At 45.4% G+C, this 13,450-nt stretch carries 13 protein-coding genes and 1 pseudogene; 4 read left to right on the top strand and 10 right to left on the bottom strand.

All coding sequences use genetic code 11. The annotated features are described in order from the left end of the window. Nucleotides 1-116: 116 nt before the first annotated feature. The 5 genes and pseudogenes from MKX46_RS05175 to MKX46_RS05195 form a co-directional block, all read right to left on the bottom strand. Nucleotides 117-848, bottom strand: a complete 732-nt coding sequence (locus tag MKX46_RS05175; RefSeq protein WP_341070963.1) for a ThuA domain-containing protein — start codon at nt 846-848, stop codon at nt 117-119. 20 nt (nt 849-868) lie between these two features. Further along, nucleotides 869-1,837, bottom strand: coding sequence for a sugar phosphate isomerase/epimerase family protein (locus tag MKX46_RS05180; protein WP_029517230.1), 969 nt, complete (start codon nt 1,835-1,837; stop codon nt 869-871). A 75-nt stretch (nt 1,838-1,912) separates the two neighbouring features. After that, nucleotides 1,913-2,995, bottom strand: coding sequence for a Gfo/Idh/MocA family protein (locus MKX46_RS05185; RefSeq protein ID WP_029517229.1), 1,083 nt, complete (start codon nt 2,993-2,995; stop codon nt 1,913-1,915). Further along, a complete protein-coding gene (locus MKX46_RS05190) occupies nt 2,988-3,755 on the bottom strand; it encodes a sugar phosphate isomerase/epimerase family protein (RefSeq protein ID WP_029517228.1) in 768 nt (255 codons plus the stop codon). The genes MKX46_RS05185 and MKX46_RS05190 overlap by 8 nt, the downstream gene beginning before the upstream one ends. Nucleotides 3,756-3,939: 184 nt before the next feature. Then, a pseudogene (locus MKX46_RS05195) lies at nt 3,940-4,233 on the bottom strand (Gfo/Idh/MocA family protein); the annotation flags it as partial. Between the two features lie 166 nt (nt 4,234-4,399). Between MKX46_RS05195 and MKX46_RS05200 the strand changes: the two are divergent. Next, complete coding sequence (locus tag MKX46_RS05200; RefSeq protein WP_340885784.1) at nt 4,400-5,218, top strand: AraC family transcriptional regulator; 819 nt, start codon at nt 4,400-4,402, stop codon at nt 5,216-5,218. A gap of 139 nt (nt 5,219-5,357) precedes the next feature. Beyond that, nucleotides 5,358-6,718, top strand: a protein-coding gene (locus MKX46_RS05205; RefSeq protein ID WP_241113430.1) for an IS1182 family transposase whose coding sequence is annotated in 2 segments (ribosomal slippage) — nt 5,358-5,925 and nt 5,925-6,718 — 1,362 coding nt in all. Because the reading frame shifts where the segments join, the coding sequence is not laid out codon by codon here. A gap of 162 nt (nt 6,719-6,880) precedes the next feature. On the opposite strand, the gene MKX46_RS05210 is transcribed toward MKX46_RS05205, so the two are convergent. The 5 genes from MKX46_RS05210 to MKX46_RS05230 form a co-directional block, all read right to left on the bottom strand. Next, nucleotides 6,881-8,365: an alpha-N-arabinofuranosidase gene (locus tag MKX46_RS05210; RefSeq protein WP_341039559.1), complete on the bottom strand. Its 1,485-nt coding sequence runs from the start codon at nt 8,363-8,365 to the stop codon at nt 6,881-6,883. Between the two features lie 320 nt (nt 8,366-8,685). Further along, on the bottom strand, nt 8,686-8,964 hold the full coding sequence (locus tag MKX46_RS05215; protein ID WP_029517224.1) for a hypothetical protein: 279 nt from the start codon (nt 8,962-8,964) through the stop codon (nt 8,686-8,688). A gap of 95 nt (nt 8,965-9,059) precedes the next feature. Beyond that, nucleotides 9,060-9,380 carry a hypothetical protein gene (locus MKX46_RS05220; RefSeq protein WP_013310862.1) on the bottom strand — a complete coding sequence of 107 codons (321 nt, stop codon included), beginning with the start codon at nt 9,378-9,380 and terminating at the stop codon, nt 9,060-9,062. Between the two features lie 72 nt (nt 9,381-9,452). Continuing rightward, the gene (locus tag MKX46_RS05225) at nt 9,453-10,397 is read right to left on the bottom strand and encodes a Gfo/Idh/MocA family protein (protein WP_341070964.1); all 945 of its coding nucleotides are present in this window, start codon (nt 10,395-10,397) and stop codon (nt 9,453-9,455) included. A gap of 165 nt (nt 10,398-10,562) precedes the next feature. After that, nucleotides 10,563-11,252, bottom strand: a complete 690-nt coding sequence (locus tag MKX46_RS05230; protein WP_029517222.1) for a TerC family protein — start codon at nt 11,250-11,252, stop codon at nt 10,563-10,565. A 351-nt stretch (nt 11,253-11,603) separates the two neighbouring features. Here MKX46_RS05230 and MKX46_RS05235 point away from each other — a divergent pair, with 351 nt between their 5' ends. Together MKX46_RS05235 and msrA are read left to right on the top strand one after the other, a co-directional pair. After that, a complete protein-coding gene (locus MKX46_RS05235; RefSeq protein ID WP_341070965.1) occupies nt 11,604-12,221 on the top strand; it encodes a TVP38/TMEM64 family protein in 618 nt (205 codons plus the stop codon). A 178-nt stretch (nt 12,222-12,399) separates the two neighbouring features. After that, nucleotides 12,400-13,371, top strand: coding sequence for a peptide-methionine (S)-S-oxide reductase MsrA (gene msrA / locus MKX46_RS05240; RefSeq protein ID WP_341039561.1), 972 nt, complete (start codon nt 12,400-12,402; stop codon nt 13,369-13,371). The last annotated feature ends 79 nt before the right edge of the window (nt 13,372-13,450 follow it).

A 13,450-nucleotide genomic window follows, 5' to 3' on the forward strand; every position in this document is an offset into this window, starting at 1 on the left:
ACAAACCAACACAGCAGGTATATGTCTAAATCGTTAAATACAAAAAGGCGGAATCCCAAGAGGTTCCGCCTATCAATCTGTTCATTATACAGCTCATCAATATGTGATGATTGTCATTATACCAACACTCCACCGAGAGGTCTTACTGGTTCACTTCTACCATATATTGGTTTGTTAATACTTGTCGGAGAAGTCCAACGAATGCTGTTTGCAATAACTTTCAAAATGTCAGGCTGGTAATAAGTCGGATAGGTCTCATGGCCTGGGCGGAAATAGAATATCTTACCGCTACCTCGGCGGAAGGTACATCCGGTTCTAAATACTTCGCCGCCTTCAAAGTTACTAACAAATACCAGTTCATCCGGCGTAGGAATATCAAAGAACTCGCCATACATCTCTTCCTGCTTCAACAATATTTTGGCGTCAATGCCTTCTGCAATGGGATGTGACGGATTCACCGACCAAATAATCTCCTGTTCACCTGCCACCCTCCATTTCAGATCGCAGCTAGTGCCCATCAGGGCTTTGAATGGCTTGGAAAAATGGCCTGAGTGCAGCACGATTAAGCCCATTCCTTCCTGCACTCGCTTGACAACACGCGCCGTAACTTCATCGCTCACCTGATCATGGGCTTTATGCCCCCACCACAGCAGCACATCTGTGGAATTCAAGACTTCTTCTCCCAAACCATGCTCTGCATCATCACGCAGTGTAGCTGTTCGAATGGCAAATCCCTCTCCTGCCAGGCCGTCAGCCAACGCTTTGTGTATCCCGTCAGGGTATATCTGTTTGGCTTCATCATTCAACTTTTCGTTCAAAAATTCATTCCAAATGGTGACGTTAATCATCAACATTTCCCCCTATTAGGTTAGACCCACCACATCTCGCTCAGCGGTTCTTCAATCAGTACCTGGCGAAGATTGTGGACAGCCTTAGTAAAGCCCTCTTCCACGGACATCAGACCATCTTCATGCTCAATACTCACTACATGATCGTATCCCACCAGGCGCAGAGCACTGATAATATCTGCCCAGGTTTTTACATCATGTCCATAACCCACAGTACGGAACTGCCAAGCGCGATCTAGCATTTTCGTATATTCCTGCATATCGGTAAGTCCATATTTATTTACATTAATCGGATCAATCGTCGTATCCTTGGCATGAAAGTGGTGAATAGCTCCCTCTCGGCCCAAAATTTGAACTGCCTGCACAGGGTCAATTCCCTGCCACCACATATGGCTCGGATCGAGATTAGCACCAATAACCTCTCCCGCAGCTTCACGTAAACGAAGCAAGGTCGCTGGTGTATGAACGGAGAAGCCTCCGTGTAGCTCCAATCCAATTTTAACATGATGATCTGCTGCAAATTTCCCCGTCTCGGTCCAGTAAGGAATAATTTTATTCTCCCATTGCCACTTCAACACTTCTTGAAAATCATTAGGCCACGGAGCCACAGGCCAGTTTGGATATTTCGCATCCTCATGATCTCCCGGACAGCCGGAGAAAGTGTTCACAACTGGAACTTCCAGCTTTTCTGCCAATCGAACGGTTTTAAGAAACGTATCATGATCAGCCTGGGCCAAATGCTTTTGCGGATGAAGAGGATTGCCGTGACAGCTAAGTGCGCTAATCGTTAGTCCGCGGGACTCTACTGCCTTTTTAAAATTTTTGAGCGCTGCATCATTCTCCAGCAATTCATCCGGCTTACAATGCTTATCCCCCGGGTTGCCGCCTGTACCGATTTCTACAGCATCCAATCCTTGAGAAGCCACATAATCCAACGCTTCCTCCAGCGAACGGCCACCGAACAACACCATAAATACTCCAAGTTTCAAAAGAAATCCCCCCTGTATCATATGTGAAAAAAGCTGCTTTCATTATAACGATGGTCTATTCGGGATAATTACGGCTTAGTCAAAATAGACAGCTTTTCCCGTACGTGCCGATTCATAGATAGCTTCCAAAATTTCAGTAACAACCAGTGCCTGTTCCGGCTTCACAAGAGGTTCTTTGTCGTCCAGAATAGATTCGATCCACAGGCGGGCTTCGCGGTCTGCTTCATTTTCCGTCTCTCCAGAGTAAAAGGCAACACCACCTGCATCCAGATCTATTTTCGTATCAAACAAACGGCTGTTCTTTTCTCCGTTAATGCGCAATCCATCCTGCATATCGGCTCCGCCTTCGGTACCGCATAACAGTGTCTTCGCTTCGCCAAACTCTACAACGTTCAATGCCCAGCTGGATTCCAGTACAATCGTAGCTCCATTTTGCATCGTAATAAAACCAAAAGCTGAGTCCTCTACCTTAAATTCCTCAGGGTTCCAAGGCCCAAAGGCATTTGCCGCATCTTTACGATCCCCTAGCTTATGGAAAGTTGAACCTAGTACGCTTTTAGGCTTGTAATTATCCATCAGCCAGAGTGTCAGGTCTAGTGCATGCGTGCCAATATCAATAAGAGGACCACCGCCCTGCTTCTCTTCATCCAAGAATACTCCCCAAGTCGGAACCGCGCGACGGCGTAGAGCAATGGCTTTGCCCAGATAAATTTCTCCAAGCTCTCCTTGCTCGACTAATTGCTTCAGGTACAAACTGTCATCACGATAACGGTTTTGATACGCTATGGACAGCTTCTTACCTGTGCGGTTGGCCGCATCAAGCATCTCCCGTGCTTGCTCAGCAGTTTTAGCCATCGGCTTTTCACACAGCACATGCTTACCTGCCTCAAGCGCCGCTACGGTAATTTCCGAGTGCGAGTCGTTAGGTGTACATACATGTACGACTTCAATGTCCTTATTTTCTAACAGCTTACGGTAATCGCTATAAACTTGCGAGCCATCAACACCAAACTTTTCTGCTGCCTCTTCAGCGCGCTCCTGAATGATGTCACAAAATGCAACGATCTCCGCACGCTTCTGCTTGGCAAGACTCGGCAAGTGTTTGCCGTTGGCAATGCCTCCACAACCAATAATCCCGATTTTAAGTGTTTTAGACATGAATATTTCCTCCCTGAGCTGCGTATTGTTGGAGCCATTTAATGCTGGTTTCAATGCTTTCGATTGGAGGGTTTGAGCAGAAATCCTGTTCCACGACGACCCAATCCACACCTGCCTGAATAGCGGCGTCTGTAATGGCCTGAAGCTGCACTTCGCCTTTGCCAAGCTCTACAGTCACTGCTTTTTGCTGCTCGTCACGTGCCATATCCTTTAAGTGAATGATAGGCAGGCGTCCATTATAACGTCCGATGTATTCCACTGGATCATAGCCCCCGTAGTATACCCAACAAGTATCCATTTCGACCTGTAACAAATCATCGGAAACTGCATCATATAAAGCATCGAATACTGGGCGATCATTGATCTTTTCTGTTAATTCAAAATCATGATTATGATAAGCCAGTATCAAACCCTGTTCCTTCACTTTTTCACCAATACGATTTAAATTAGCAAAAAGTTCATCCCACTCCCGCTGTTCTTCGGTTAAATAAGGAACGATTAGGTACTTATTGCCCAATTCTTTGTGGTATGAAATCTCCTCATCCAAATGATCCAGCAAGCGAGAATATTGTACATGAGTTCCGACAACTTCCAGATTCAGTTCATCCAAGAGCGCTCTGACATCCTTGGCATTGCGTCCGAAAAAGGTATGAAATTCTACTCCTTTATAGCCAAGCTCAGCTACCTTGCGCAATGTACCTTCAAAATCCTGTTCAAGCTCTTCCCTTACGGTGTACAATTGCAATCCTACTTTAGCCATTACCCTTCACCTCTTTAAGTTAGGAACCATTATATCTGTTCCATAATACACATCCTCGTCCGGCTTGAACGTACTTACCAGCGTAATGTATTGCCTTCCAATGATGAGTGCTGAAAAGCATGCATGGCTTCTAACACATGGTAGGCCAGCTCAGCATTGGCACGATGGTCCGTGAATTTCAATGCGCCAAAGGCTTTTCACTGTACACATGCTTGCCTGCCTCTAGTATCGCTATATCTGACCATACGTGGCTGCCAGGCACGGTCAGATTAAATACAAGCTCAATTTCAGGCTGGCGCAGTAATTCATCCGATTTGTATGCGTTTTCAATGTTGAATTTATCGGCCCTCTCCTTTGCCCTCTCATCCAGTAAATCAGCGATGGCCACCACTTCAATGAGTGGGCTCTTTTGGAGATTTTCAAGATATACCGAGCTAATAGTACCGCATCCGATAATCCCGGCCTTCATTCGTTCCACGTCGTCACACTCCTTGGCCTCCAACATGTACTTTCTCATCTAACATGTAAGCTTTACAGTTCACATAGTATTCTATTTCTGTTTCGTTTAAAATGAATAATATGATTAAAACATGAACAATCTGGTCAATATTTGAAACAGCCATATGCCCAAAGGAGTCATCATCATGTCTATCGTCGAGCCTTGTCAGGTTCTTACCGCAGGCTATTCCTTCCATCGAAAGCCCTTTTATTCGAACCAGCCTGAGGGGATCAAAAATTATTTATTCCGTTTGCAAACAGATGGACGTTGCCAAGCCCGCATTAACGGGGAAATGACACGGATTGAGGCAGGTGACCTACTGTTATTCAATCCTACCGAGCCTTATGAACTGGATATTCATAGTGAGTTGAATCCCATGGGAGAGCTGGTCGTGGAAAGCGGAGATTATCACATTTTTTTCGGTGGTTCCTGGGTAGATGAGTGGTGGAACCATCATAAACGACCCAACAGAATTAAGGTTCAGCTCACAGAAGCCCTGCTTGGTCTATTTCGTCAGCTTGTGATGGAGCAGCGACGTATTTCTAATCCTTACCCGGAAATATCAGGTTATTACATGCGCATTTTATGTTTGGAGTTTGACCGTATGCTATCCGATCATCCTATCGCTACCCATCATAACTATCTTGCGTATCAGATTAAAAATTATATTGAAGAAAATGCATCCTCTAACTTCAAGCTGGATGACGTGTCTTCACACGTCGGTATCAGCGTATCCCGAGCAGTACATCTGTTTAAGGAAACATTCGATACGAGCATTATGCAGTACACGCTGGACATCAGGCTTAACATGGCGAGAGAACGAATCATTTTCAGTCCCATGTCACTGGAACAAGCCGCCGAATCGTCAGGATTTGCAAATTACACGTATTTTCACCGTGTATTTCGTTCCCGCTTCGGTATGTCGCCCAAAGAATTCAGGGTGATTCACCGCGAGCAATTGTAGGACAAAGAGAGCGTTCACCTGAACGCTCTCAGGCTGTCGAGAAAGTCTCGACAGCCTATTTTATGTTAATTTTGTTTAAGACGACACCGCGTTAATGTTGTATAATATAGGTAACTATTGTAGAACGGATGGTGTTGATATGCTACGCTCCAACCGCGAAAAACAACAATCCTACGAATTTGTTTCCATCGAAGATCTGGTTCCTCAAGATCACTTGCTCCGCAAAGTAGATAAGTATATCGATTTTTCGTTTATCGATGATAAAGTTCGACCACTGTATTGTGCAGACAACGGGCGTCCTGCCATTGATCCTACCGTATTGTTTAAAATGATCTTTCTCGGTTATTTCTATGGCATTCGCTCAGAACGGCAACTTGAGCGAGAAATTCAGACGAACCTAGCTTATCGTTGGTTTCTGGGGTTGGGCTTAACGGATAAAGTTCCGGACCATACGACGATTAGCTGGAATCGTCGCACTCGCTTTAAAGACACCACGATCTTTCAAGATATCTTCGATGAAATTGTGCTGCAGGCGATCTCTCATCGAATGGTGGGTGGGCGTGTTCTCGTCACCGATTCCACACACGTCAAAGCCAATGCTAACAGGCACCAGTACACCAAAGAACAAGTGTTGCAGAATACTAAAGACTATATGGACGAGCTGAACGAAGCGGTGAAGGATGACCGGAGAAACCACGGAAAAAAGCCTTAAAATCCCGAGAGGAAGTGAACGAAGAAAAAGAAATTAAAGTGAGCAAAACAGACCCGGACAGCGGCTATATGATCCGTGATGGCAAGCCCGAAGGCTTCTTCTATCTGGACCACCGCACGGTGGATATGAAGTACAATCTGATTACGGACGTGCATGTGACACCAGGGAATGTACATGATTCTGTCCCCTATTTGTCCCGTTTGGATCGCCAAAGAGAACGTTTTGGTTTTCAAGTAGAAGCTGTTGCACTAGATTCAGGTTATTTAACAACGCCGATTTGCCGAGGTTTGCAGAACCGAAAGATTTTTGCCGTGATTGCTCACCGAAGATTCCATCCCAGACAAGGACTGTTTCCGAAATGGAAGTTTGAATACGATGCCAAACGCAATGCGTATAGATGCCCAGCCCAACAGGAACTGCCCTACCGAACGACGGACCGTAAGGGATACCGGCAGTATGCCTCTGACCCAGCTCAGTGCCAGCATTGCCCACTGCTAAGTCAGTGTACCCAGTCTCGAAACCACCGCAAAGTGGTGACTCGGCATGTCTGGGAAGACAGCAAAGAGTGGGTACGGAGCAACCGGCTGAGCCCATCTGGTAAAAAGCTGTACCGCAAACGAAAAGAGACGATTGAGCGAAGCTTCGCGGATGCCAAAGAGCTCCATGGGTTTCGCTATTGCCGTTTGCGCGGTCTTCCAAACGTCAGGGAACAAGCCCTTATGACGGCAGCCGTGCAGAACATGAAGAAGATGGCGATCCACCTAGATCGCCTGGAGAAACAGGGGTAACCCCCCCTGCTTCTCCAGAGACCAAAGCATTATGATGTAAAAAAGAAACCCACGTCTCAAAATGACGGGGTTTCTCGACAATCTGAGAGCGTTCACCTGAACGCTCTCTTTGTTCATAACCAATAATAGTGGATACTGCTAACATACTGCGACCCAGCTTTTTTACGGAGCAATTGTAAGCATCACTACTGACATTGGTGGCAGTGTAACATCCAAATGCTGACCTTGAAGCTGATAGGATGTGAAAGCTTCCTTTTTCACACGCTCTGGCTGATCAAACGTATTATGTGCCTGCATATCGTCGTTGGCAAGGACAACACCACTGATCTTTTTAACCTCTTCCAGTCCTCTTAGCTCCAAATTCAAGTTTGCCGACACGCCCGGATGGACGTTGCAAAAGCTGATATGAATATTACCATCCTGCGCCTTGGAGGCGGACACGCTTACTTGCGGAATGGAATCCCCGTCATATTCATAATCGCCTACCTTTACATGAACAGCCAGTGCTTGCGCATCCTGATGCACCTTAAACATTTCAAATATATGGTATGTCGGCGTCAACAGCATAGCAGGACCTTCGGTCAGAACCATTGCTTGTAAAACATTGACCATTTGAGCAATATTCGTCATCTGTACTCGGTCATGGTGATTATGGAAAATGTGTAGATGCAGCCCAGCTACCAGCGCATCGCGCATCGTATTTTGCTGATACAGGAAGCCCGGATTGGTCCCTGGCTCAGTCAGGAACCAAGTTCCCCATTCATCGACAATCAGTCCGACCCTTTTGTCAGGATCATATTGGTCCATAATAGCAGAATGACGAGTAATCAATTCATCCATGTGCAGTGATTTTTTCATCGTCTCGAACCATTCCGCTTCATCAAAGCCGAGTGCTTGCCGTTTCCCTTCCCAGTTTCCCGGGATCGTATAGTTATGCAGGCTCAAACCGTCCATAAGATGCCCAGCTTCACGCATCAACACTTCGGTCCAACGATAATCGTCCACATTCGCCCCACCTGCAATCCGATAAATGCGGTTCTCGCCATAGTTACGGACATATGTCTGATAGCGGCGATACAGGTCGGCATAATATTCTGGGCGCATGTTACCGCCACAACCCCAGTTTTCGTTACCCACTCCAAAATATTTGAGCTTCCATGGTTTCTCACGACCGTTTTCCTGACGCCATGCAGCCATTGGGGACTCTCCATCGAAGGTCATGTACTCTACCCATTCCGACATTTCCTGAACTGTACCACTGCCGACATTTCCACAAATATAAGGCTCTGCATCTAACAGCTCGCACAATTGAAAAAACTCATGTGTGCCAAAATGATTATTTTCAACCACACCGCCCCAATGCGTATTTACCATTCTCTTACGATTTCCTTTGGGTCCGATACCATCTTTCCAATGATATTCATCGGCAAAACAGCCTCCCGGCCAGCGCAGCACAGGAATATTCAGCTTTTTCAGCGCTTCCACCACATCATTACGAATTCCGTTTGTGTTCGGAATCGGTGAGTCCTCTCCAACCCATATGCCTTCATAAATGCAACGTCCAAGATGCTCAGCAAATTGTCCATAAATGTTTTTATTAATAATGCCTTGTTTCCAATCGGTATTAACAACAATAGAACCCTTCACAACAAACCCTCCCCAAAAATATTAAGATTGTTGGAACACCCGCACAAATGTTTGCGCTTTCATTTTGGTCTAAATACCACTCATACCACCGATTTTCTTTCGATCTTAATTTTTACGCATCATTACTTTTAGTAAATATTAATATAAATATTAATAATTAAACAAAAATATTTCACGTGTTTAATATATTTTATTGTCTACTTTTTGTCAATCGTTAAGAAAAGGTCCAATCAAACCAAAAAGCCTGCCATTAAGGCAGACCAAGGTATGACTACTTTAACCCGTAATCCAGGTTCAGCCGAGCCTGAGCATTGTATCTTTTAGGCTGTTCCTATCCACCGTGAACCATGGTAACTGGGACAATTTTGAGCTGCCGCCAAAGCACGTACACGAACAATACTTCCGCTGATACCACACGTATGTCCGGACATTAACTCTTCACATTGTGAGCAGGCCAACAGTCTGGCTTCGTACACTTCATCGTTTACACATTCCATTTTGGGTCTCATGTTGGTTAGAATTCTGGTAATTTGCTCTTCCGATATCGAGATATCTCTTTCACAACCTTTGCAGGTGCTTGGCACAGGTATATCTTCCATCGTCAGCTTACCTCCCCATCAACAATGTCTTAAGTAAATATAGTGAGTCCATGATGCCATAAATGATAACAGTATATCCTTTATTCTGGCTAGCCCTATTTCCGTTCCGACGGAAGGCTGGCAGCCGCCTCGGATACGACCATCGCCAAGTCCTCATTTCCGAACATGGATAGTACCCCTAATACTGTATCCAGCGGAATATCACCCGCTTCTTCACGCGATACAGTCAATTTGCGTACTCGTAGCAGACGCTCGTTGCTATCCTGATGCGGATACGCTACACGATATAATTCCTCTGGCTCCAACCCGTGATTGATACACCATTGCGCAAATACAAGAATCATCATATCTTCTTCTTGCTTATAATTTTCGATGATGGCTTCTTCTAGCTGTTTACCACGATTATCTTCTTCCATTCATTCATTTCTCCTTCAACCTAATTCTTGATGTCTGTCTGGACTGTTAAGATCATGTTCGGACGTTCCATATTAATCACTCAAACGGTTGATCAGTTCGTCAGCCAGCATATGGCTTTCCAATACTTTTCCAGCTCGTACAGCACACTCCTCCGGACGATGAATATGCTCCAGAAAATGATTCACGACTCCTGTGAATCCTCGTCTTTCCAAAATCGTATCCCAGCTTCCAAAAGCTTGCGTTAATGGTGAATGATTTTTTTGCATAAAAACAGCCTGTTCCATATTTATTACTTCAACAGACCGTCCTGCCCCGTGAAGCTCCAGTTTTTCTATGTCAGCTCCTGCCTGTCTACTCATACTGTAGCTTCCGGTGGCATTTCCCAAACGTACAGTCCCGAACGCAGCATCCATATATCCTTCACTCGTCGTATTCAGACTACTATGCAGCAGTTCATAATCATCGCCACCCAGCCACAAAAGCAAGTCAAGCATATGAATTAAATCATCATAAACCGTCTGTGCCGCCGGTCTTCGATCATATCCAGTACGATGTTTAATAGCCGCACATTGACTGAATCCACCCGCTTCCTCTAACCAAGCCTTAGCAGCAACATAATGCGGGGCAAAACGCCGATTAAATCCCACCGCCAGCAGCACGGCCTGTGCTTCCGCAAAAGCGGTCATTTCCAGATTCTGACGAACATCATAGGACAACGGTTTATCCACATACACGGCAATCCCTTTTTCAATACACGCCATAACCAGATCAAAATGAGCTTCGGTCGCGGCATGTATAAATACAGCTTCCGGTTCCCATGCCAGCATCTCCTTCACATCTGTCGTTCCTTTAGGCAACCTATATTGCTCCATGACGGAACTTACCGGCTCCTGTGAACGGTTCATGACACCTACAATGTCTACACCTTGGTGTGCAGCCAGTAACGGCAAATATACTTTACGAGCAATACCACCCAGTCCCGCAATGGCTACCCTTGTCTTCGTTTGCTTGTCCATATCATTCCCACCTCTAATCACTCATTCATCTGTTGTCTAGTTTACATGGAAGTCTGCTGACAAGTAAAGAAAAGAGACTGCTCCGGGTCCAGTTGGACAATAACGGAACAGCCTTTATGGCATGAACATTCAGCTTCAGCTAAGTTTACCTCAATGTAAGTTAGCTTAGGCGTGCTGCACTTGCTTTCTTGTTTTTTCACTTTTGATTTTTTTAACACGCATCCCAATGGCTACAACCAGAACCACAACCAGAACCTCAAAGCCGTATTTAACGACCCCGTTCATAAACCAGTGTGCAATCAACGGTTCCGCCACCACCATTTTGGCAGCAGTATAAGCAAGTACAGCAGCCCCAATCGTAATAACTACTGGGTAACGTTCTGTCAGCTTCAAGATAATCGTACTTCCCCACACCATGATTGGAACAGAGATTGCAAGACCCAATATAACGAGTAGCATATTTCCATGAGCTGCGCCCGCTACAGCAAGTACATTGTCGAGCCCCATCATCGTATCCGCGATAATAATGGTGCGGATCGCTGCCCACATTTGATTCGTGGCTGAAATTTCATGCTTCTTCTCTTCGACCAGTAGCTTATAGGCGATATAGATAAGTGCGAGTCCCCCAATCAAACGCAATCCATAAATTTGCAATAAATACGTGACCAGCACCGTAGCAATCACACGAATGATGACCGCTCCGACCGTCCCCCAAATAATGACCTTCTTTTGATTGGCCTTATCAACATTGCGAGCCGCCAAACCGATTACGATCGCATTGTCACCAGCTAGCACCAGATCAATGATAATGATGGATACTAATGCGGTTAAAAACTCAATTGACAACAAATCCATACGTTTCTCCCACCTTTTTTATTTATTTGTTATACTGTACATAGTTCAGCGCTTTATACTAAAAAAGCGCCATTTCACGGAATCCGGAAACGGCGCTTGACCCAAATTTGGCATCAAAAAAAGACCATTTACCCGGATTCCTAAAATCCTGGCAAAGGTCTCGCTTACAACATTACGTTGCCAATAAAGCCGGGGATTAAAAATCCCGTAATGACGACTTTACTCGTTGAGCTACTCCCCTTTGGGAACTATTCTGTTAGTGGCAGTATAGCACACATTATTAGGAATGTGAACCCTATTTTTTTCTGTATAAGCGATAAGCCGTACAGGGATATTGAAAGAGGTATGTAAATGAAAAAATGGCTACTTGCCGCTGCTTATGTTTCGCTGCTTTGCATCGCGTTTATCTACAGATATGATTGGCTCGCCTGGGCGGACAAGCAAACCTCCTTTCCAGTTCTGCTACTGCTCGCATTTTTATTCGCGTTAATACCGTTTGTGCCTTACAAGCTGATTATCGCTTCTATTGCTTATGCCGCAGGTCCTTGGCAAGGTGCTCTGATTTGCTGGCTAGGCACTACCATGGCTGCACTGGTCGTTTTCATTGCAGTACGTACCCTGTTTCGTGACAAAGGACGAGCCTATTTGAAGCGGGTTCCTGCATTGGAGCGCTTCAATCGGGTCATGGAAAGGGAGCCTTTTGCTGCTGTTCTGCTGGCTCGCCTGATTCCGGTCATCCCCCAGGCAGCGGTAAATGTATACGCTGGAGTAGCGGGGTTTCCGTTCTGGAGCTTTATCCTAGGTACAGCTATTGGCAAGCTTCCCGCAATTGCGGTGTATGCTTATGCTGGCGGCAGCTTTGCAGAACACCCAATCACTGGTTTGCTCATTTTGGTGCTATATACTGCATTGGTGGGCGGCGGCTTTATACTCTACCGAAAAAGGCTTCAACGCATCAATAGAATTTAATGCGACAGTTTGCTACCGTTTCTGTAGGATGTTTCATGGCGATTTTGAGGACAGAGCCAGTTACACTGCCGTTTGGTTTCTGACGTTTCGTTGGATTTTGCAAAAATCTCGTATATAATTTAATTGTAAGCTATTTAAATAACAACTAATTAAACATTCTCAGATTGGAGTGACAAATATGAGCACCAACAATCCACACACGGTAGAAAAAGCAACTTTTGCAGGTGGCTGCTTCTGGTGCATGGTTTCCCCTTTTGAGGAATTACCCGGTATTTTTAAGGTTAGATCTGGTTACACAGGGGGACATACCGAAAATCCTACCTATGAAGAGGTATGCTCTGAAACAACGGGGCATGTGGAAGCCGTACAGATTACATTCGATCCACAAGTTTTCCCGTATGAAAAACTGTTGGAGCTATTCTGGCAGCAGATTGATCCGACGGATGAAGGTGGACAGTTTCACGATAGAGGTTCATCTTACCAAACGGTTATTTTCTATCATAATGAAGAGCAGCGAATCAAGGCAGAAGCTTCTAAAAAAGCTTTGGCTCAAAGTGGCCGCTTCGACAAGCCCATTGCTACACCGATCCTGCCTGCGACCACTTTTTATGAAGCAGAAGAATATCATCAGGACTACCATAAGAAAAACCCCGCTCATTACAAACGCTACCGCAAAGGTTCGGGACGTGAAGATTTTATCGAACAAAATTGGTCTGGCAAGATTGATAAATCCGATCTTAAAGATCGGCTGACGCCTATTCAATACGAAGTAACACAAAAAAACGCGACCGAGCGTCCTTTTCAAAATGAGTTTTGGGATCATGAGGGTGAAGGCATTTACGTAGATATCGTATCAGGAGAGCCCTTGTTCAGTTCATTGGACAAATATGATGCAGGTTGCGGTTGGCCCAGCTTTACCCGTCCGCTGCGCAGCTATAATGTCAAAGAAAAAACCGATCTCAGCCATTTTATGATCCGTACCGAGGTGCGAAGTCGCGAAGCTGACTCCCATTTAGGGCATGTATTCGATGATGGTCCAGGTCCAGATGGTCTGCGTTATTGCATCAATTCCGCCGCGCTCCGCTTCGTGCCTCAAGAAGACTTGGAACGTGAAGGATACGGAGCATATAAGTCATTATTTGAACAGTAAGTATCCATAAAATCATTGGAGCTGGCCCGCGATCTATCTTTAATAGATGATCACGGGTCAGCCCTTTTTTGGGATATGG

This window comes from Paenibacillus sp. FSL P4-0113 (assembly GCF_038009305.1).
GTDB lineage: Bacteria > Bacillota > Bacilli > Paenibacillales > Paenibacillaceae > Paenibacillus > Paenibacillus polymyxa_D.

What these genes read in the sequence shown, in the direction of transcription:
- MKX46_RS05235 (WP_341070965.1), top strand. Translation starts at nt 11,604, where the DNA reads ATGAAAAAATGGCTACTTGCCGCTGCTTATGTTTCGCTGCTTTGCATC.
- MKX46_RS05185 (WP_029517229.1), bottom strand. Translation starts at nt 2,995, where the DNA reads ATGTCTAAAACACTTAAAATCGGGATTATTGGTTGTGGAGGCATTGCC.
- MKX46_RS05175 (WP_341070963.1), bottom strand. Translation starts at nt 848, where the DNA reads ATGATTAACGTCACCATTTGGAATGAATTTTTGAACGAAAAGTTGAAT.
- MKX46_RS05215 (WP_029517224.1), bottom strand. Translation starts at nt 8,964, where the DNA reads ATGGAAGATATACCTGTGCCAAGCACCTGCAAAGGTTGTGAAAGAGAT.
- msrA (WP_341039561.1), top strand. Translation starts at nt 12,400, where the DNA reads ATGAGCACCAACAATCCACACACGGTAGAAAAAGCAACTTTTGCAGGT.
- MKX46_RS05220 (WP_013310862.1), bottom strand. Translation starts at nt 9,380, where the DNA reads ATGGAAGAAGATAATCGTGGTAAACAGCTAGAAGAAGCCATCATCGAA.
- MKX46_RS05200 (WP_340885784.1), top strand. Translation starts at nt 4,400, where the DNA reads ATGTCTATCGTCGAGCCTTGTCAGGTTCTTACCGCAGGCTATTCCTTC.
- MKX46_RS05230 (WP_029517222.1), bottom strand. Translation starts at nt 11,252, where the DNA reads ATGGATTTGTTGTCAATTGAGTTTTTAACCGCATTAGTATCCATCATT.
- MKX46_RS05190 (WP_029517228.1), bottom strand. Translation starts at nt 3,755, where the DNA reads ATGGCTAAAGTAGGATTGCAATTGTACACCGTAAGGGAAGAGCTTGAA.
- MKX46_RS05225 (WP_341070964.1), bottom strand. Translation starts at nt 10,397, where the DNA reads ATGGACAAGCAAACGAAGACAAGGGTAGCCATTGCGGGACTGGGTGGT.